Raw genomic sequence first — 19,555 nt, forward strand, 5'->3', positions numbered from 1 at the left:
CGGAAAAGCCTCCTTGGGTCAGCCGAGAGCCATAAGGTATTGCGGAGAACCATTGCTTGGGAAGGGGGCACGACCAGATGACGCGGGCGGAGGCCGACGGTGGTGTGGACGACCGACTGACGCCGGTGCTGCGGCCGGTGCGGGCGGGCAACGGTTTCGAGGAGGCACTGGAGCAGATCCTCCAGGTGGTCAGGCTGGGGCTGGTGCCGGGCGGTGGACGGCTGCCCGCGGAGCGGGAGCTGGCGGAGCGGCTGGGGATCAGCCGGGTGACGCTGCGCGAGGTGCTGAAGGTGCTCCAGGACCAGGGTCTGGTCGAGTCGCGGCGCGGACGCTACGGCGGCACGTTCGTGGTGCCGAGGGCCGAGACCCCCGGCGAGGACGAGCTGCGGCGCCGGTTCGCCGAGGTCGACATCGAGGACGTCCTGCGCTTCCGTGAGGTGCTGGAGGTGGGGGCGGCGGGGCTGTGCGCGACGCACGGGCTCTCCCCGGAGCAGGCGGAGCGACTGCGCGAGGCGCTGGCCCGCACGCACGAGGCGCCGCTGGCGGACTACCGGCGCCTGGACACCCTGCTCCACCTCACCCTCGCCGAGCTGAGCGGTTCGCCGTCCCTGACGGCCCAGTACGCGGCCGTCCGCGCCTCCGTGAACGACCTGCTCGACTGCATCCCGCTCCTGGTGCGCAACTTGGAGCACTCGCAGCGCCAGCACACCGCGCTGGTCGAGGCGGTGCTCGACGGGGACGCGGACGGGGCTCGGGAGATGATGCGGGAGCACTGCGCGGGGACGGCGGCGCTCCTGAGGGGGTTCCTGGCGTGAGCCCTCTGCCGGTACCGTACAAAGGCTTCAAAGGTATGACTGCATTCCATTGAATCCGTAGGGAGCGCGGCGTGGGAGGTACGGACGGTGCGGGCGGCGTGGACGGTGTGAGCGGCGTGGGCAGACCGCTGATCGGCGTGAGTACGTATCTGGAGGCCGGGGCTCGGTGGGGGGTGTGGGAGCTGGAGGCCGCTCTGCTGCCGGCCGGCTATCCGCGGCTCGTCCAGGCGGCGGGGGGTCTCGCCGCGATGCTGCCGCCGGACGACCCCTCCCACGCCGCGTCGACCGTCGCCCGTCTCGACGGCCTCGTGATCGCGGGCGGCCCCGATGTCGACCCGGTCCACTACGGCGCCGAGCGCTCCCCGCGGACCGGACCCCCGGCCGCGGCCCGCGACGCCTGGGAACTCGCCCTGATCGACGCCGCGCTGGCGGCCGGCACCCCGCTTCTCGGCATCTGCCGGGGCATGCAGCTCCTCAACGTCGCCCTCGGCGGCACGCTCGTCCAGCACATCGACGGGCATGTGAAGGACGTCGGGGTCTTCGGGCGCCACGAGGTGACGCCGGTGGCGGGGAGTCTGTACGGGGATGTCGCGCCGGAGACATGCGCCGTGCCGACGTATCACCACCAGGCGGTCGAACGTCTCGGAGAGGGACTGACGGCCTCGGCGCACGCGCTCGACGGAACGGTGGAGGCGATCGAACTCCCCTCTTCCCGCTGGGTGTTGGGTGTGCAGTGGCATCCCGAGATGGGCGTGGACCTGAGGGTCATGCGAGCGTTGGTGCGAGCCGCTTCCTGAGCCAGGCGAGGGCGGCGGCGCCCTGGGCGTGCTGGAAGGCGCGCAGGGTCGGCAGACCCGGGGGCGGTGGCTGCCGGGACTGCTGGACGAAGAAACCGGCGAGGGCCGCCAGGGTGGCGGTGACGCCTTCCGGGTCAGCGTCGCGGCCCAGTGGGTGAGCGGTGAACACCTCTTCCGGGTCGGGGCCGCCCTGGGCGCGGACGCACGGGAGCATCAGCAGCAGGTCGAACCACGGGGCGGCACGCACGGCGTGCGGCCAGTCGACGAAGACGACCCCGCCGCCCTCCGTGAGCAGGACGTTGTCCGCGCGCAGGTCACCGTGCGCGAGGGTCTCGCCGGTGGCGAACTCGGTCCACGGGGCGGAGAGTTCGGCCAGTTCGTGCAGGTGCGCCGCGATCCACGGGTCGAGGCCCTCGCCCCCGGTGTCCCCGGAGTCGATGAGCTGCCGCCACCCCTGGAAGGCGTGGGCCAGGGACTGCGCTGCGGTCGGGGCGTCGAACGGTGCCGGCGTCAGGGCCCGCCCCAACTCCTCGACGGCGTCGAGCACGCGTCTGAACTCACCTTCCCGCCAAGGCACATGGGGCTGTCGGCCCGCCACGTCCTCGAAGACGAGGGCGACCCAGGTGCCGTCGTCGTAGGTGCCGAGGAGCCTGGGGGCCGGGGTGTTCGGCGGGAGTGCGGAGGCGTTCCTCGCCTCCGTTCGGTGCAGGGTGGGGCTGTCGGGGTTCGTCTCTGCGCTGACCGCCTTCACGAACGCACTGCGGTGGTCCGTGGTGGTCACGCGGGCGGCGGCACCGGGTGAGAAGCCGCCCTGCTGCGTGACGGCCGTCCGCACCGGCGCGCCGAGCACGTCCGCGACGGCGTCCCGGAGCGTGCGCGGGAGTTCTTCCCAGGGTGTGCGGGGGCCCGCGGCGGGCGGAGCGGTCGCAGTCATGCCCCGCATCCTGCGGGGCCCCTGCCCCGACCGCCACCGATTTCTCCGCCCCCGCCGCCCCTACCCGTCCCGTCCCTGGGGGCTGCACCCCCAGACCCCCGCGTCGGCCTGAACGGCCTCGTCCTCAAACGCCGGACGGGCTGAAGGCTTTTAGGGGCGCGGGGAACTGCGCGACCAGCCCCCACCCACCCGCACCCGACACACTCACCCGTGGCTGTGGCCTACAAGCCTCGTGTCAGTGAGAGCAGTTCCCGTGCCGGGCCCGTGGGGCGGTGGCCCGTGGGCCATACCGCCCTAAGGGCCCGGCGGAGCTGGACGTCGGACAGCGGGATGCTCACCAGGCGATGCGTCGACAACTCCTCACCGAGGGCCAGCTCGCTCAGGACGGCGGGCCCCGCCCCACTCACCGCCGCCGCCTTCACCGCCGTGGTCGAGGACAGCTCGATCAACGGCCGCGCCAACCCACCCAACGCCGAGTCGAGCACCTGCCGCGTACCCGACCCCTCCTCCCGGAGGATCAACGGCGTCGCGGCCAGCTCCGCCCCCGCGAGCGGCGCGCGACGCCGGGCCCACGGATGCCCCGGCGCCGTCACCACGATCAGCCGGTCGTGCGCGATGACCGTCGAGTCGAGGGCGGGCGGCACGGACAGTCCCTCCACGAAGCCGAGGTCCGCCTCGCCCGCGAGGAGACGTTCCGCCACCGCCGTCGAGTTCCCGGCGAGAAGCGACACCGCCGTGTCCGGCCGCTGCGCGCGCAGCGCGAGCAGCCACCCCGGCAGCAGATACTCGGCGATGGTCATGCTCGCCGCCACCCTGAGCCGAGAGTCCCGCCGGTCCCGCAACGCCTGCGCCCCCGCGTCGAACGCCTCTGCCGCCTCCACGACCCGCCGCGCCCAGTCCGTGACCAGCGCGCCGGCGTCGGTGAGCCGCGAGCCCCGGGGCGAGCGGTCGACGAGCGCGACGCCCAGCTGCCGTTCCATGGAACGGATCCGGCTGCTGGCCGCGGGCTGGGTGATGCCCAGCTCCCGCGCCGCCCGCCCGAGACTCCCGAGCCGCGCCACCGCGAGCAGCAGTTCCAGCGCCCCGAGGTCGGGCACCCGATGCGCGATCCCGACCGCGACCGGTTCCGGTTGCCCCGACCGGCCACCCTCCGTCGATCCCTCAGCACTCACACCCATAAAGCCAGCTTATGCCCCCATAGACCCGTACTCCCTGGTGGGGACCCGACGGGCGCGCGACCGTGGACGCATGGTCACCGCAGCCCAGCCCCTCCTGTCGACCCCCGCCGCCGAAGTCGGACGCCGACGCGTCACCGTTGTCCGGTACCTCGGCCCGAACTGGTACGCCTCCGTCATGGGCACCGCGATCGTGGCGACGGCGGGCGCCGGACTCCCCGGCGACGTCCCGGGCCTGCGAACCCTCTGCACGGCTGTCTGGGCCCTCTCGGCCCTCATGCTCGTGACCCTGCTCGGCGCCCGCGCCCTGCACTGGACGTACCACCGCGACCAGGCCCGCGCCCACCTCCTCGACCCGGCGATGGCCCCCTTCTACGGCTGCCTGGCGATGGCCCTGCTGGCCGTGGGCGGCGGCGCGCTCGTCGTCGGCCGGTACTGGATCGGGACGCGGGCGGCGGTCGCCGTGGACGCCGTACTGTTCACCGCCGGCACGGCCGTCGGACTCGCCGCCGCCCTGGCCATCCCGTACCTGATGGTCGTACGCCACCGCATCCGCGCCGACCAGGCCACGCCCGTCTGGCTGCTCCCCCTCGTCGCGCCCATGGTGTCGGCCGCCCTCGGACCACTCCTCGTGCCCCACCTGCCCCCGGGCCAGCCCCGGGAGACCCTGCTTCTCGGGTGCTTCGCGCTGTTCGGGCTGAGCCTGCTGGCCACCTTCGTGATGCTGCCGGTGATCTTCACCCGGCTCATCACCGCGGGACCGCTGCCGCTCGCGCTCACTCCGACGCTGTTCCTCGTGCTCGGTCCGCTCGGCCAGTCCACGACCGCGGTCGGCAAGTTCGCGGACTTCGCACCGGGCGTCGTGCCCGTCCCCTACGACCAGGGTTTCGGGATGCTCGCCGTCCTCTACGGCGTCCCCGTGCTGGGCTTCGCACTGCTGTGGCTGGGCCTCGCAGGCGCGCTGGTGGCGCGGGCCCGCCGACAGGGCATGGGGTTCGCGATGACCTGGTGGGCGTTCACCTTCCCGGTGGGGACCTGCGTCACCGGCGCCGAGGGCCTGGCCCGGCACACCGGGCTGGTCGCGTTCGACTGGTTCGCGGTCGCCCTGTTCGCGCTTCTCGTGGCCGCCTGGTGCGTGGCCGCCGCCCGCACCGCGCGTGGCCTGGTCAGCGGCGAACTGCTCGCAACACCTAGGTAGAAGCAACTCCGCTGTCGTACGCGTCCTGGTGGCGTCGGATCTCGGTGCGCTGTCCGGCGGACCAGGCAGCCAGGGGCTCGATGGCGGAGAGCAGGGAGGAGCCGAGACCGGTGAGGGAATACTCGACGCGGGGCGGCACCTCCGCGTAGGCGGTGCGGTCGACCAGCCCGCTGCGCTGAAGGCGCTTGAGGGTGAGGGTGAGCATGCGCCGGGAGATGGCGGGGATCTCGGTGTCGAGGTCCGAGTAGCGAGCGTCGCGGACGGCCAGGGCGCCGATGACCAGCATGCTCCACTTGTCGCCCACCAGGTCGAGGATCTCGCGGATGAAGTCCGCGTCCCGTTCGTCCCAGCGCTCACACGGGCCCGAGAGGCGCAGTACGTTCACCCGCGACGCGCCGGTGGAAGCCGCCCGGCCCTCATCGTTGCTCACCAAAACGCCCTTCCGATGTTCCTCAGGAACATAAACATGCCTTTTGTAACCCTTGTCGCGCTCCTGCACAGTGGGCTGCGCACCAGGCATCAACGCACTGGTCGAAGCGGTCGTTCTGCGCACAGCGCGGCAACCACCGGGCACGTCAGGCGTATTCCCGCCGCATCGCCTCCGGCACTGTTCCCACCTGCCGCTCCAACGCCGCTTCCTCACAAGCCGAAAGGATGTGTCCAGCCGTGGAAGGGCTCAAGGACAAGGTCTTCATCGTCACCGGCGGCGGATCGGGCATCGGCGCGGTCACCGTGCGGCGACTGCTGGCCGAAGGCGCCCGCGTGACCGCGGCCGGTACCAGCGCCGAGAAGCTCGCGCGGATCCGCGAGCAGTCATCGGAAGCGGCCGATCGGCTGCTCACGGTCCAGTTCGACCTTCGGGACGAGGGCTCCATCGCCTCCCTGGTCGCCCGGACCACTGACCGGTTCGGCCGACTCGACGGCGTCGCCAATGTCGCCGCCGCCGTCAGCGCGGACCTCATGGCCCGCGACCAGGGCGTCGACACCATGGACCCCGACGTGTGGGCCGACATGATGCGCATCAACGTCACCGGCACCGGGCTCGTGATCCGCGAAAGCCTGCCGGCCCTGGTCGCCGCGGGCGGCGGCTCGATCGTCAACGTCTCCTCCCTGGCGGCGTGGCAGCGGGAGGCGTGGCTCACCGCGTACGCCTCGTCCAAGATCGCCCTGCATGCGCTCACCCGCCACACCGCCCATGCGTGGGGCCGAAAGAACATCCGGGCCAACGCCGTCGCCCCCGGGGTCGTCCTCACGGAGAACGTCCGCGCCGGACGCCCCCCGAGGTCCGCGAGGCCCTGTCGGAGAAGACCGCGCTGCCGAGGCTCGGTGAGCCCGAGGACCTCGCCTCCATGATCGTCTTCCTCCTGTCCGCGGAGTCCAGCTGGATCACCGGCCAGATCCTGTCGGTGGACGGCGGCCTGACCATGCGCGAGTAGCGCCGCTCGCCACCGCGGACCAAGATCCACACCTCCCCCAGTACGCATCAGTTCCGTCGGCACGTCCATATCTGGAGAACCCATGTCCGGCCACGTCCAAGTCCTCGCCCTCGTCGGCAGCCTGCGCTCCGGCTCGCACAACCGTCAGCTCGCCGAGGCCGCCGTCAAACACGCCCCCGACGGCGTCGAGGTCACCCTCTACGAGGGCCTGGCCGAGGTGCCCTTCTACAACGAGGACATCGACACCGACGAGCGGCGTCCCGCCGCCGCCACCCGCCTGCGCGAGACCGCCGCGCGCGCCGACGCGTTCCTGCTCGTCACCCCCGAGTACAACGGCACCATGCCCGCCGTGCTGAAGAACGCCATCGACTGGCTGTCCCGCCCGTTCGGCGCCGGCGCCCTGGCGGGTACGCCGACCGCCGTCGTCGGCACCGCCTTCGGTCAGTACGGCGGCGTGTGGGCCCAGGACGACGCCCGCAAGTCCGCCGGTATCGCGGGCGCCACGACCCTGGAGGACGCCACACTCGCGATACCCGGATCGGTGACCCGCTTCGCCGAGACCCACCCGGCCGATGACACCGAAGCCGTCGCGCAGCTCAGGCAGGTGCTCAGCGCCCTCGCCGCCGCCATCGAGGCCCCCGCGTCCTGAGCCCCGTGTCCCCGGCACGCTCCGAGCGGAAGCGTTCCGGTGCCGGGTGGCGGGCAAGGGACGGCCTTCCACCCGGCGTGACCCGTACACAAGGCGCACCGACGGCGTGGGAGCGCGGCGATCTCCTGGTGCGAGCCGTGACTCCCTGCTCGTATCGTGAAAAGGCAGACAGAGACGCGGTGAGCAGGAAACCCATGGCTGAACCGGCGGTCGACTACGCGGCGGTGTTCCAGGCCCTTCCCGGGGCGGTGGCGCTGGTGACTCCGCAGCTGATCTTCGCGGACGCCAACGCGGAGTTCCTGCGTCTGCGGGGCCTGCCCCGCGAGCAATTGGTCGGTCGCTTCCTGCCCGAGGACCGCCCCGACAAGGACCCCGCCGAGCCTCTCCTGCTCAGAGTTCTCGCGTCACTGCGCCGGGCGGCGGCCACCGGTGAGCGCAGCATCGTGGCGCTGCAGCGCTACGACAGCGAGGACCCCGACCAGCCCGGGGTATGGCACGAGCGGTATTTCAACATGACCAACATTCCCGTATTCGGAACTGATGGGCGGGTGACGATGCTGCTGCACCGGGTGGAGGACGTCACCGAACTCATCCGCGCCCGTGAAGTCGCGCTGACCTTGCAAGAAGCCATGCTGCCCGCTCCTCGCCCGGTCGGCCGGCACCCGGCGGCCGTTCGCTACCGGCCCGCCGCCGAAGCGCTGAATGTGGCCGGCGACTGGTACGACCTGGTCGACCTGCCCGGCGATCGCATCGCCGTCGCCGTCGGCGACGTCGTCGGCCACGGCCTGTACGCGGCCGGCGTCATGGGACAACTGCGCAGCGCCCTCACCGCCGCCTCTCTCGTCCCCGAAGGCCCCGCCCGCGCCCTGGAAGTCCTCGGGCTGTACGCCCGCACCGTCGACGGCGCCGAGAACACCACCGTGGCCACGGCATTCATCGACTGGGAGAACCACACCATCACCTACAGCAGCGCCGGCCACCCCCCACCAGCGCTCCTGCATGGGGACGGGACCGTCGAGTTCCTGGACCAGGCCACCGACCCACCCCTGGCCGCCCGTCCTCAACACGGCCCCCGGATCCAGGCTGTCGCGGCCTTCCGCGAGGGCGCCGTCCTCGTGCTCTACACCGACGGTCTGATCGAACGCCGCGGCGAAGACATCGACATGGGTCTCGCCCGGCTCGCCGACTCCCTGGGCCGCCACCAGGCAGACGACCCCGAAACCCTCGCCGACGCCGTACTCACCGACCTCACCCCACCCGGTGACGCCACCGACGACACCGCCCTGGTCATCGTGCGCCTGTGAACCCGGCCCGCCGCGTTCGCCCACTCGACGGCGGATATGCCACGTGGCGGCAGGCGCACGGCTCACCGCCATCGGCTACAAGATCAGTCTCTATCAGGAAACGCCATCCGCATGAAGAAGATCACCCTGGGAGGCGAGGGGCTCGAGGTCTCGCGTCTGGGCCTCGGCTGCATGGGCATGTCCGGGGGCTACACCGGCGCCGGCACCGACGACTCCGGGGCGATCGCCACGATCCACCGCGCCATGGAGCTGGGCATCACCTATTTCGACACCGCCGAGATCTACGGTCCCTACACGAACGAGGAACTGCTGGCCAAGGCGTTCGCCGGCCACCGCGACGAGGTGGTCATCGCCACCAAGTTCGGCCAGATCGACCACCTCGTGCCCGAGGAGAACGGGCAGCCGGTCCTCGGACTGAACGGCACCCCCGAGAACGTGCGGCGGGCGGTCGAGGGCTCGCTGCGACGCCTGAACACCGACTACATCGACCTCTACTACCAGCACCGGATAGACCCGCAGACGCCCATCGAGGACACGGTCGGGACGCTCTCCGAGCTGATCGAGGAAGGCAAGATCCGCCACTACGGGCTGTCGGAGGCGGCGCCCGCCACCATCCGGCGCGCGCACGCCGTGCACCCGGTGACCGCCCTGCAGACCGAGTACTCGCTGTGGACACGCGACCCCGAGGCCGAAGTGCTCCCCACCGTGCGCGAGCTCGGCATCGGCTTCGTGCCCTACTCGCCGCTCGGCCGCGGCTTCCTCACCGGCACGATCCGCTCGCTCGACCAACTCGACGCCGACGACTGGCGCCGGTCCAACCCGCGCTTCGAAGGGGACAACCTGGAGGCGAACATCCGGATCGTGGAGCAGGTGGACGACGTCGCCAAGCAGCTCGGCGCAACGCCCGCTCAGGTCGCGCTCGCGTGGCTGCTCGCGCAGGGCGACGACATCGCGCCCATTCCCGGCACGCGCCGGGTCGCCAACCTGGAGAAGAACGTGGCGGCGGACGAGCTGGTGCTCTCGGCCGAACAGCTGGAGCAGCTGTCCGAGGTGGCGGCGCCGGTCGGCGACCGGTACGCCGACATGAGCCGCATCAACCAGTAGTCCGACCTGGCCGAAGGTTGGCGTCCTGCCGCTGCCTCATCGACATCGAGCGTCCGCGGGCCCTGCTCGCAACGCCGCGCTGAGCAGGCTCGGCGCCTGCGCCAGCGACGGCCCGTACCAGGTCAGCAGGCGGCCGTCGACGAGCACGCAGGGCACGCCCTCGAACGCCTCGGGACCGTCGTCGGCGGTGAAGCGGTACGGCTCGTCGGGCAGGACCACGAGATCGGCGGCGGCCGCCCGGAGTTCGGGGAGCGGGACGCGGGGGTAGCGGTCGGCGTGGTGGGCGTACGCGTTGTCGACGCCCAGGCGCGCCAGGACGTCCCCGGCGAAGGTGTCCCGGCCTAGGACCATCCAGGGGCGCCGCCAGATCGGCACGATCGCGGTCGTACGGCGGTCGGGAACGGGGGGTCGCGCCCATGCGGCCTCCGCCTCGTCCAGCCAGCGGGGGCGGGTCCGCGCGCCGCACGCTCCCAGCACTCGCGCCAGCTCGCGGAAGGCTCCCGGCACCTCGCGGACCTCCGTGACCAGCACCTCGATCCCCGCCTCCCGCAAGGCCGTCAGATCGGGCTCGCGGTTCTCCTCCTCGTTGGCGATCACCAGGTCCGGGGCGAGCCGTACGATCCTGTCGACCGCGGGGTTCTTGGTGCCGCCCACGCGCACGACGTCGAGGTCCGGCGGACGGCTGCACCAGTCGGTCGCGCCGACCAGGACACCGGGGACGGTGGCGGCCACGGCCTCGGTGAGTGAGGGCACGAGGGACACGACACGCACTCCGGCGGCCCCGCTAGACATGACGGGAGGTCTTGGGCGGCATGGCACCCAGTATCGCAGCGGCCCGCGATCGTGGCCGCTCGCGATCGTCGCGGCCCGCGCGGGAACGGCTCAGCGCCTGCCGAAGGTCTGGCGGTCCTCCACCGCCTCGATGTGGTCGGCGACCTCGACCACGACCACCCGGGTGTCCCGCACGGTCGCCCTCCACCGGTGGCGCACCCCACCGGTGAGGTACAGCGTGTCGCCGCGCCCCAGGCGGTGGGCGCGGCCCTCCGCCTCGACCTCGACGGCCCCGTCGGCGACGTACATCAACTTGTCGTTGCGGTGCTGGAGTTCGCGGCCCTCCTCGTGGTCACCGGTGAACTCCGTGGCGTGCAACTGGTGGTGACCGCGCACCAGGGGGCGCATATGGGCTTCGGGAGTGAACTCGGCGCCCGAGTCGGCGCGCACGACATCGACACTGCACGCCGGGTCGGCCGCCGCGAGCAGTTCGACGGCGGTGGTCCCCAGGGCGTCGGCGACCCTCTCCAGGGAGCTCTGGCTGGGCCGGGCCCGTTCGTTCTCGACCTGGCTGAGGAAGGGCACCGACAGGCCGCTGCGCTCGGCCACGACGGCGAGCGTGAGCTCCAGTGCCCGGCGCCGCCGCCGGACGGCCGCACCCACCCGAAGGGGTTGTTCTTTGTGGTCACCCATTGCTCCGGCTCCCTCCCACGCGTCGTCGGTCCACTGCTTCGGTCTGTCGCTTCGGCGGCCGCTCAGGCTGCTGCTTCGGCGCACAACTTCTGATGAGTTGTTTGCACCCTACGCATGTTCGGCAAACCGTTTCATGCACCCGTCACATCGCTGACACATCGGAGGAGGGTGAGGGCCACAATTCGCGCCAACAGACGAGTCACCCTGGCTCCCCCAACGCCACGCCGTCCCGCGGGACGAAAAGGCTGACCAGCAGGGCCGGATGCCCCTCCGGACCGATGAGCGGAGCGAGGGAGGGATCGGCGCGGGCGTGACTGCCGCCGTGGGTGCGGATGGTCAGCCGATCAGCCCGCCCGGTCGTCGGATCATAGGCGTACGTCCGTCACCTCCCGAAGCCCGACGGCATTGCTGACTTTCCGTCAAATTCATTCTGTCCGGGCCTAGTTGGAAGAGCGAGCGGTCACCGATGTCGCCGCGCACGCCCCAGGACTCCAGGGCGCGGTCCGGCCGCCGGTCCAGGCTTGCGTGCCAGGTCGTGAAGTCCTTGAGGGGGGCGCGGAGTTCACGGTCGGTGGCGCGGCATGCCCCGTGGTGACCGGTGAGCTCGACCGTGCCGTCGGGCACGGAGGTGATGTCCGGAGTACCTCGGCGCAGCGCGACTGGGGGCGCGGCGCGTCGAACGCCTCGGCGGCGTTCCCGGGCGGGAGGGCGGCCGGATCGGCTCGGCCGCGTACGGCGATGTGGTTGTCCGGATCCTTCTCGTACGCCAGTACGTAGCCACTGCTGTCGTCGGTCGCGAGTGCGGGCCGGAACAGGGGGCTCCGGGAACGCCGAAAGGGGTGGCCGTCGGTCACACGGGTCCCGACACCCGCGTGACCGACGGCCACCCCTCGCCGAACGTCCTCGCGGCTACTGCGGCGTCATCCGCTCCACCACGTCCGGGTGCTCCGTCAGCCATGCGGCGACGGCCGCCTCCTCATGACCCTGGCCGCGCTGCTTGATCTCGCTCTCCAGGGTGCCGAGCTCGGACTCACTCATCCTGAAGTTCTTGATCCACTTGGTGAGCTGCGGGTACTGCTCGGGGAACTTCTTGCTGGAGATGGTCCGGATCGTGTTCCCCTCGCCGAAGAGCTTCTTGTCGTCGGCGAGCTTGGTGAGCTGGTACTCGCTGTACGCCCAGTGCGGGGACCACAGGACGACGGCGACGGGCTGCTTCTTGGCGTAGGCGCGCTTCAGCTCAGCCAGCATCGCGGGCGTGGAGCCGTCGACGACCTTGTACTCCTTGTCCAGCCCGTAGCCCGGAAGCACCTTCGTCTTCAGGAGGTTCATCTCGCCGGTGCCCGGCTCGATGCCGATGATGCGGCCGCGAAAGGTGCCGGCCTTGCCCTTGAGGTCCGCGAGGGACTTGACGTCCTTCACGTACGAGGGCACGGCGATCTCCAGCGAGGTCGGCCGGTACCAGGTGCCCAGGTCTCTCAGGTCGTTCTTGTGCTGGTCCCAGTAGTTCGACTGGGCGTACGGCAGCCAGGCGTCGAAGTTGAGGTCCAGGTCGCCGGACGCGAGGCCGGTGTAGACGGGGCCGACGTCCATCTGCTTGAGGTTCAGCGTGTAGCCGCGCCGCGCCAGGACGTTCTTCCAGAGGTAGCTGACGGCGACGTCCTCGTCCCAGGGGAACCAGGCCACGTCCAGCGGACGCTTCGTCTCGGCAGCGGCCGCGGAGTTCTTCACCGGGGCCAGCTTGTCGACGACTCCGGGGTTCCGCTTCAGCCAGGCGCGCACCGCGTCCTGCTGCTTGCCCTTGCCCACCTTGTTGATCTCGGCCTCGAGACCGGTGAGCTGCTTCTCCGTCATCCTGAAGTTCTTCAGCCACTGCCCGACGACCGGGTTGTCCTGCGCGAAGCCCTTGCGGGAGAGGGTGTGCACGCCGTCGCCCTTGCCCCAGGCGCCCTTCGGGTCCTTGAGCTTCTTCAAGTCGTAGTCGCTGTAGGCCCAGTGCGGCGACCAAAGGGTGACGACGATCGGCTCCTTCTTGGCGTACGCGCGCTTCAGCTCGGCCAGCATCGCGGGCGTGGAGCTGTCGACGACCTTGTACTCCTTGTCGAGGCCGTAGTCCTTCAGGACCTTGCTCTTGAGCAGGCCCATCATTCCGGCGCTGGACTCGATGCCGGTGATCTTGCCACCGAAGGTGCCGGCCTTGCCCTTGAGGTCCGCCAGGGAGTCGACGCCCTTCATGTACGAGGGGACGCTCAGCTCCAGCGAGGTGGGGCCGAACCAGGAGCCCAGGTCGTCGAGCTTGCTGCCGTACTTCTTCCAGTACTGCTCGTGGGTGGTCGGCAGCCAGGAGTCCGTCTCGAAGTCGATGTCGCCCTGGGAGAGGGAGGTGTACAGCGGGCCCGCGTCGAACTGCTTGGCGTCGACCTGGAAGCCGCGCTCCTCGAGGATCTCCTTCCACAGGAAGGTGGAGGCGACGCCCTCGTCCCACGGGATGTAGCCGATGGTGATCTTCTTGCCCTGGCCGACGTTCTGACCGTCGGCCGCGGTGGACGTCGAGTCGGTCCCGCCGAACATGCCCATGCCGCCCGCGACCAGCGCGAGCACGACGACACCGATGACGGCGACGGCCGCGCGGGGGCGGTAGGACCAGATCTTCAGGCCCTGCGCGGCGCGCAGTTTGGCGGCGGCGCGGCGGCCGAGCGGGGAGACCTGGGTGCCCAGGGCGCTGGTCATGCGGTCCAGGTAGATCGCCAGGATGACGATGGCGACGCCCGCCTCGGAGCCGAGGCCGACGTTCAGCTGCCCGATGGCCTCGTTGACGTCGCCGCCGAGGCCGCCGGTGCCGACCATGCCCGCGATGGCGGCCATGGACAGGCCCAGCATGATGACCTGGTTGACGCCCGCCATCACCGTGGGCAGCGCGAGCGGCAGCTGGATGCGCAGCAGGGTGTCGCGGGGCGTGGTGCCGAACGCGTCGGCGGCCTCGACGAGGTCCTTGTCGACCTGCCGGATGCCCAGCTCGGTCATGCGGACGCCGGGGGCCAGCGCGAAGATCAGGGTGGCCACGATGCCGGCCGGGGCGCCGGTGCCGAAGAACAGGATCGCCGGGATGAGGTAGATCATCGCGGGCAGCGTCTGCATGAAGTCCAGCACCGGGCGGACGATGCCGCTGACCCGGTCGGAGCGCGCCGCCCAGATGCCCACGGGTACCGAGACGACGAGCGCGATGAGCGTGGCGACGAGGACCAGCGAGAGGGTCACCATCGCGTCCTCCCACAGTTCGAGGGAGTCGATGAACGCGAATCCCACGAAGGTGAGGACACCGGCGGAGGTGCCGCGCAGCCAGAACGCGATCACCGCGAAGATGCCCGCGAGGAGGAGCGGTTGGGGGGCCTGGAGGACGGCGTCGATACCGTCGTACGTGCCCTGGAAGACGGTCTTGAAGAAGTCGAAGAGCCACGCCATGTGGTTCAGCAGCCAGTCGACGGCGCTGTTGACCCAGTCGCCGAAGGGAATCCTAGGCACCGGCCGTCACCGCCTCGTCCCGAGGACTGGCACAGCGTGCGGGGGTCCCCTGCTCGTCGCCGAGGAACGCGACGAGGCGCTGCCGGTGGACGACGCCCACGAGTGCGCGCCGCTCGTCGAGCACCGCCACCGGGTGCGTGAGGCGGGCGCTGATCGCGCAGAGGTCCACGAAGGGGGTGCCGGGCGTGGCGGTCTCGCAGTCGCAGTCCGCCTCGTCGCCGCGTACGTCGGTGTCCATGACGGCCCCGGCGGTCAGGACCCGGGAGCGGTCGACGTCCTGGGTGAAGGAGGCGACGTAGTCGTTCGCGGGACGCACGAGGATGTCCTCGGCGGTGCCGGTCTGGACGATGCGGCCGTCGCGCATGACGGCGATCCGGTCGCCGAGGCGCATCGCCTCGTTGAGGTCGTGGGTGATGAAGACGATGGTCTTCTTGAGCTTCTTCTGGAGTTCGATCAGCTGGTCCTGCATGTCGCGGCGGATCAGCGGATCCAGCGCGCTGAACGACTCGTCCATCAGCAGCAGATCGGCGTCGGTGGCGAGCGCGCGGGCGAGGCCGACGCGCTGCTGCATACCTCCGGACAGCTCGTCGGGCCAGGACTTCTCCCAGCCGGCCAGCCCGGCCAGCTCCAGGGCCCTGGAGGCGCGTTCCTTGCGCTCGGCGCTCGGCACGCCCTGGACCTCCAGGCCGTAGGCCGCGTTCTCCAGGACGCTGCGGTGCGGGAAGAGCGCGAAGTGCTGGAAGACCATGCTGATCTTCTTCGAGCGGACCTCGCGCAGCGCGCGGGCGCTGAGCGCGGTCAGGTCCTGGCCGTCGAAGCGCACCTGGCCCGCGGTGGGCTCCAGGAGTCCGTTGAGCATGCGCAGGAGGGTGGACTTGCCGGATCCGGACAGGCCCATGACGACGAAGATCTGGCCGGGTTCCACCGTGAAGGACACGTCGATCACCGCGGCGGTCGCGCCGTCGGCGCGCAGTTCCTCACGGTCGGCTCCCTGACGGAGTCGCTCCACCGCGGCGTCGGGTCGTCTCCCGAACACCTTGTACAAATGCTCGGCCTCAAGCCTGGATGACACGGGTGCCTCTCGATCGGACAGTTGAAAAAGCAACGGGGTTGTCCCGGTGCCGCGCCTGCCCACGCTTACACGGAGCAAACACACGAGTGGTCCAGGTCACTGTCAGTGGCGTACGGCATGATGCGAGGCGTGACCAGACGCCTGATGCTGCTCGACACCGCTTCCCTGTACTTCCGGGCCTACTTCGGGGTCCCCGACTCGGTGAAGGCCCCGGACGGCACGCCCGTGAACGCCGTGCGCGGGCTGCTCGACTTCATCGACCGGCTGGTCAGGGACCACCGCCCCGACGCTCTGGTGGCCTGCATGGACGCGGACTGGCGCCCGCAGTGGCGGGTCGACCTGATCCCCTCGTACAAGGCGCATCGCGTCGCCGTGGAGACCGAGGCAGGCCGGCCGGACGAGGAGGAGGTGCCGGACACGCTCTCCCCGCAGGTGCCGGTCATCGAGGAGGTCCTCGACGCGCTGGGCATCGCCCGCGTGGGGGTCGAGGGGTACGAGGCGGACGATGTGATCGGCACCTTCACCGGTCGCGCCGAGGGCCCGGTCGACATCGTCACCGGCGACCGCGACCTCTACCAACTCGTCGACGACAAGCGGGGGGTGCGCGTCCTGTATCCCCTCAAGGGTGTGGGCACGCTCCAGCTCACCGACGAGACCTGGCTGCGTGAGAAGTACGGGGTCGACGGCAGCGGTTACGCGGATCTGGCGCTGCTGCGCGGCGACCCGAGCGACGGTCTGCCGGGGGTGCCGGGGATCGGTGAGAAGACGGCGGCCAAGCTGCTCGACCAGTTCGGCGACCTGGCCGGAATCATGGCGGCGGTCGACGATCCGAAGGCGAAGCTGACACCTTCTCAGCGCAAGCGGCTCGACGAGTCACGGCCGTACGTCGCGGTCGCGCCCAAGGTCGTACGGGTCGCCGGTGACGTTCCCCTGCCGGACGTCGACACGGCGTTGCCGCACGCGCCGCGCGACCCGGCCGCGCTGGAGGGACTGGCCGCGCGCTGGGGTCTGGGCGGGTCGCTGCAGCGGTTGCTCACCACGCTCGGCGAGTGAACGGAAGCGGGCGGAAGTCATGCCCTCACTCAGAAGAGTGACATTCTCAAATTAGGGTAGCCTTACTTGCAGAGTGGGACTCAACCCCGGCTACCGCGCGACTCAAGCCCTGGCGTGGGGGGCTCATGGGCTTCTCACACGGGGGGTGTTAACTAGGGGAGAGATGCTAACTTAGGTAAGCCTAAGCGAGTGAACGAGGAGGCCGTCATGGCAGAGCGTCCGGCACGCAGGTCCAGGAAGCCCCACTCCGCGCACGTCGTGCGGACCGAGCGGTTGACCCCCCACATGCAGCGTGTCGTGCTGGGCGGCGAGGGCCTCGCCGAGTTCACCGCGGGCACCAGCACCGACCACTATGTGAAGTTGCTGTTCGCCCCGGAGGGTGTCACCTACCCCGAGCCCTTCGACGTGGAGCGGATCCGCGAGGAACTCCCGCGCGAGCAATGGCCGGTGACCCGGACATACACCGTGCGTGCCTGGGACCCCGAACTGCGCGAGCTGACACTCGACTTCGTGGTGCACGGCGACGAGGGCCTGGCCGGGCCGTGGGCGGCGCACGTCCAACCGGGCGAGGTCGTGCGCTTCATGGGTCCGGGTGGCGCCTACGCGCCCGACGCGGGCGCCGACTGGCATCTGCTCGCCGGTGACGAGAGCGCGCTGCCCGCGATCAGTGCCGCCCTGGAGGCACTGCCGGAGGGCGCCGTGGCCCGCGCCTTCGTGGAGATCTCCGGGCGTGAGGAGGAGCAGAAGATCGACTCCGACGTGGAGGTCGTCTGGCTGCACCGCGGCGACCGGCCGCTCGGCGAGGCCCTGGTGGAGGCCGTCCGCGCCCTCGACTTCCCGGCGGGCCGGGTGCACGCGTTCGTGCACGGCGAGGCGGGCTTCGTGAAGGAGCTGCGCCGGCTGCTGCGGGTCGAGCGTGAGATCCCGCGCGAGGACCTGTCGATCTCCGGCTACTGGCGCCTTGGGCACAACGAGGACGGCTGGCAGGCCTCCAAGAGGGACTGGAACGCACAGGTGGAGGCGGAGCAGGAGGCGACCGCGTCGGCCGCCTCCTGACTCCCGGCCTCTCGGGTCACACGGAACGCTGGTAGGACCTGAACGTACGGATCGACAGCCACACCGCCACCACGGCCAGTGCGAGCAGCGCGCCCGAGCGGCCGAGCACGACACCCCAGTCGGGATGCTCGGACATCGCCGAACGTCCCGCCACCATCGCCCAGTTGAGCGGATTGAAGTCGGCGATGTGCCGCATCCAGCCGGGCATCTGGGACGGGGCCATGAAGGCCGAGGAGAGGAAGGTCAGCGGCAGCAGCAGGAACGTGTTGATGCCGATGATCGACTCCCGCTCCCTGACCAGCATGCCCAGCGCGTTGGACAGCGCTCCGAAGATCGTGCCGAGCAGGACCGAGGCGACGATCAGGATCGCGATACCGCCGATGCCGCCCGGGTAGTCCGCGCCGCCCAGCAGGCCGAGCAGCACGATGATGACCGACTGCAGCGCGGTGATCAGGCCGTTGTTGACGACGTTGCCGTTCATCAGGGCGGCCCGGCTGACGGGCGTGGTCAGGAAGCGGTTGAGCGTGCCGCGCTGGATCTCGTCGAGCGTGCCCATGCCCGCCCACATGTTGGAGCTGAGCGCGCTCATCACGACCACGCCCGGGACGAGGTAGTCCAGATACGAGGTGGTGCCGAAGCCTCCGAGTTCGACGACCTTCTTGAAGAGGTTGCCGAACAGGAACAGCCAGATCACCGGCTGGATCAGGGTGATGATCGCGTAGGCGGGCTGCCGTGCGAACACCATCAGCTGACGCTGGGTCATGTACCAGGTCTGGGAGACGGCGGTGCTCATCGGACACCTCCGGCGAGGACGAGGTTCTCGGCGCCTTCCGCTTCGGCCTCCGCGTAACGGCGGCCCGCGTAGCGGAGGTAGACGTCGTCGAGCGACGGGCGGGCGACGGTCGCGGCGGCGACCCCGACCCCGGCCCGCTCCAGCACCCCGAGCAGGGCGGGCATGGCGGCGGCCCCGTCATCGGCGCGGACACTGACACGGCGGCCGTCGAACAGCGCCTCGTGCACGCCCGGCAGCCCGGTGAGGGCGCCGTTCAGCAGCGTACGACCGGCGTCTCCCAAGGCTTCGCGCAGTTCCACGTGGACGGCGTCACCGCGGAGTTCGCCCTTCAGGGCGTCCGGGGTGCCCTCGACCACGACACGCCCGCGGTCGACGATCGCGATGCGCTCGGCGAGCCGGTCGGCCTCCTCCAGGTAGTGCGTGGTGAGCAGGATGGTCAGCCCCTCGTCGCCGGCGAGGCGGGCGATCTCGTCCCACATCGCGGTGCGCGCCTCGGGGTCGAGTCCGGTGGTGGGCTCGTCGAGGAAGAGCACCTCGGGGCGGTGGACGAGACCGAGCGCCACGTCGAGCCGGCGCCGCATGCCGCCCGAGTAGCCCTTGACCGGGCGCCGCGCCGCGTCGGCGAGCTTGAAGCGGTCGAGCAGTTCGTCCACCCGGCGGTTCAAGCCGGCGCCCTTCAAGCTGTAGAGCCTGCCCTGGAGTTGGAGGTTCTCCCGGCCGGTGGCCACCGGGTCGGCGCCGGAGTTCTGGGCGACCACGCCGATCGCGCGGCGCACCCGGTCCGGATGGCGCAGCACGTCGTGCCCGGCCACGGTGGCGGTGCCCGAGTCGGGACGGGCCAGGGTGGTGAGGATCTTGACGGTGGTGGACTTGCCGGCGCCGTTCGGGCCGAGCAGGCCGAAGACGGTGCCGGTCTCGACGGTGACGTCCATGCCGCTGAGCGCGGTGACGTCACCCGGGTAGGTCTTGATCAGCTGACGCGCCTCGACCGCGGGCGCACGGGTACTCATGACGACTGCTCTCCTGTGTGAGCGGTGATCTCGGGTGGGTGTGCCGAGCCGATCCGCGTGAAGAGCGCCGGGCTATCCTGGGTGTGCCGCACCTCGACGGCCCGGAGCTGCCTCACGGCGGGTTCGGTTCGGGGTTCGAGACCCCGGCGGGGCTGCTGCAACAGCGCTGCCGGGGT

At 70.8% G+C, this 19,555-nt stretch carries 19 protein-coding genes; 10 read left to right on the plus strand and 9 right to left on the minus strand.

What is annotated here, in order from left to right; all coding sequences use genetic code 11:
- Positions 1-77 precede the first annotated feature (77 nt).
- On the plus strand, positions 78-815 hold the full coding sequence (locus OG798_RS14370; RefSeq protein WP_060902306.1) for a FadR/GntR family transcriptional regulator: 738 nt from the start codon (positions 78-80) through the stop codon (positions 813-815).
- 71 nt (positions 816-886) lie between these two features.
- Complete coding sequence (locus OG798_RS14375) at positions 887-1,612, plus strand: gamma-glutamyl-gamma-aminobutyrate hydrolase family protein (protein WP_328757142.1); 726 nt, start codon at positions 887-889, stop codon at positions 1,610-1,612.
- Here OG798_RS14375 and OG798_RS14380 read toward each other — a convergent pair.
- Together OG798_RS14380 and OG798_RS14385 are read right to left on the minus strand one after the other, a co-directional pair.
- On the minus strand, positions 1,581-2,546 hold the full coding sequence (locus OG798_RS14380; protein ID WP_121416665.1) for a phosphotransferase: 966 nt from the start codon (positions 2,544-2,546) through the stop codon (positions 1,581-1,583). The two genes, OG798_RS14375 and OG798_RS14380, sit on opposite strands and share 32 nt — an antisense overlap.
- A gap of 221 nt (positions 2,547-2,767) precedes the next feature.
- Positions 2,768-3,724, minus strand: coding sequence for a LysR family transcriptional regulator (locus tag OG798_RS14385; protein ID WP_097226395.1), 957 nt, complete (start codon positions 3,722-3,724; stop codon positions 2,768-2,770).
- Positions 3,725-3,794: 70 nt separating this feature from the next.
- Between OG798_RS14385 and OG798_RS14390 the strand changes: the two genes are divergently transcribed.
- Positions 3,795-4,919 carry a TDT family transporter gene (locus tag OG798_RS14390; protein WP_328757145.1) on the plus strand — a complete coding sequence of 375 codons (1,125 nt, stop codon included), beginning with the start codon at positions 3,795-3,797 and terminating at the stop codon, positions 4,917-4,919.
- Here the strand turns inward: OG798_RS14390 and OG798_RS14395 are convergent.
- Positions 4,912-5,349 carry a winged helix-turn-helix transcriptional regulator gene (locus OG798_RS14395; RefSeq protein ID WP_267061332.1) on the minus strand — a complete coding sequence of 146 codons (438 nt, stop codon included), beginning with the start codon at positions 5,347-5,349 and terminating at the stop codon, positions 4,912-4,914. The genes OG798_RS14390 and OG798_RS14395 overlap by 8 nt on opposite strands.
- Positions 5,350-5,585: 236 nt before the next feature.
- On the opposite strand from OG798_RS14395, the gene OG798_RS14400 reads away from it, so the two are divergent.
- The 5 genes from OG798_RS14400 to OG798_RS14415 all read left to right on the plus strand — a co-directional run bounded on the left by OG798_RS14400 (position 5,586) and on the right by OG798_RS14415 (position 9,412).
- A complete protein-coding gene (locus OG798_RS14400) occupies positions 5,586-6,272 on the plus strand; it encodes an SDR family NAD(P)-dependent oxidoreductase (protein ID WP_267061333.1) in 687 nt (228 codons plus the stop codon).
- Positions 6,233-6,355 carry an SDR family oxidoreductase gene (locus OG798_RS56550; RefSeq protein ID WP_353962282.1) on the plus strand — a complete coding sequence of 41 codons (123 nt, stop codon included), beginning with the start codon at positions 6,233-6,235 and terminating at the stop codon, positions 6,353-6,355. The genes OG798_RS14400 and OG798_RS56550 overlap by 40 nt, the downstream gene beginning before the upstream one ends.
- 82 nt (positions 6,356-6,437) lie before the next feature.
- Positions 6,438-7,004, plus strand: a complete 567-nt coding sequence (locus tag OG798_RS14405; RefSeq protein WP_267061334.1) for an NAD(P)H-dependent oxidoreductase — start codon at positions 6,438-6,440, stop codon at positions 7,002-7,004.
- Between the two features lie 194 nt (positions 7,005-7,198).
- On the plus strand, positions 7,199-8,308 hold the full coding sequence (locus OG798_RS14410) for a PP2C family protein-serine/threonine phosphatase (protein WP_267061335.1): 1,110 nt from the start codon (positions 7,199-7,201) through the stop codon (positions 8,306-8,308).
- Between the two features lie 111 nt (positions 8,309-8,419).
- Positions 8,420-9,412 carry an aldo/keto reductase gene (locus OG798_RS14415; protein WP_267061336.1) on the plus strand — a complete coding sequence of 331 codons (993 nt, stop codon included), beginning with the start codon at positions 8,420-8,422 and terminating at the stop codon, positions 9,410-9,412.
- 36 nt (positions 9,413-9,448) lie between these two features.
- Here the strand turns inward: OG798_RS14415 and OG798_RS14420 are convergent, their stop codons facing one another.
- The 4 genes from OG798_RS14420 to OG798_RS14435 form a co-directional block, all read right to left on the minus strand.
- Complete coding sequence (locus tag OG798_RS14420) at positions 9,449-10,183, minus strand: helical backbone metal receptor (protein WP_267063792.1); 735 nt, start codon at positions 10,181-10,183, stop codon at positions 9,449-9,451.
- Positions 10,184-10,294: 111 nt separating this feature from the next.
- Positions 10,295-10,876, minus strand: coding sequence for a helix-turn-helix domain-containing protein (locus OG798_RS14425; protein ID WP_121416661.1), 582 nt, complete (start codon positions 10,874-10,876; stop codon positions 10,295-10,297).
- Between the two features lie 909 nt (positions 10,877-11,785).
- Positions 11,786-14,395 (minus strand): ABC transporter permease/substrate binding protein, encoded by a 2,610-nt coding sequence (locus OG798_RS14430; protein WP_328757151.1) that lies wholly within the window; start codon positions 14,393-14,395, stop codon positions 11,786-11,788.
- Positions 14,388-15,467 (minus strand): quaternary amine ABC transporter ATP-binding protein, encoded by a 1,080-nt coding sequence (locus tag OG798_RS14435; protein WP_267061338.1) that lies wholly within the window; start codon positions 15,465-15,467, stop codon positions 14,388-14,390. The genes OG798_RS14430 and OG798_RS14435 overlap by 8 nt, the downstream gene beginning before the upstream one ends.
- A 120-nt stretch (positions 15,468-15,587) precedes the next feature.
- On the opposite strand from OG798_RS14435, the gene OG798_RS14440 reads away from it, so the two are divergent.
- Together OG798_RS14440 and OG798_RS14445 are read left to right on the plus strand one after the other, a co-directional pair.
- Entirely contained in the window at positions 15,588-16,520 is a 933-nt protein-coding gene (locus OG798_RS14440; RefSeq protein ID WP_257017373.1) for a 5'-3' exonuclease, read from the plus strand.
- Positions 16,521-16,727: 207 nt separating this feature from the next.
- The gene (locus tag OG798_RS14445) at positions 16,728-17,576 is read left to right on the plus strand and encodes a siderophore-interacting protein (protein ID WP_095858194.1); all 849 of its coding nucleotides are present in this window, start codon (positions 16,728-16,730) and stop codon (positions 17,574-17,576) included.
- 16 nt (positions 17,577-17,592) lie between these two features.
- On the opposite strand, the gene OG798_RS14450 is transcribed toward OG798_RS14445, so the two are convergent.
- A complete protein-coding gene (locus OG798_RS14450; RefSeq protein WP_267061339.1) occupies positions 17,593-18,369 on the minus strand; it encodes an ABC transporter permease in 777 nt (258 codons plus the stop codon).
- Entirely contained in the window at positions 18,366-19,379 is a 1,014-nt protein-coding gene (locus tag OG798_RS14455) for an ATP-binding cassette domain-containing protein (protein ID WP_095855622.1), read from the minus strand. Before OG798_RS14455 ends, OG798_RS14450 begins: the two co-directional genes overlap by 4 nt.
- Positions 19,380-19,555: the final 176 nt, after the last annotated feature.

Origin of the sequence: Streptomyces sp. NBC_00271, from assembly GCF_036178845.1 — a bacterium.
Lineage (GTDB): Bacteria > Actinomycetota > Actinomycetes > Streptomycetales > Streptomycetaceae > Streptomyces.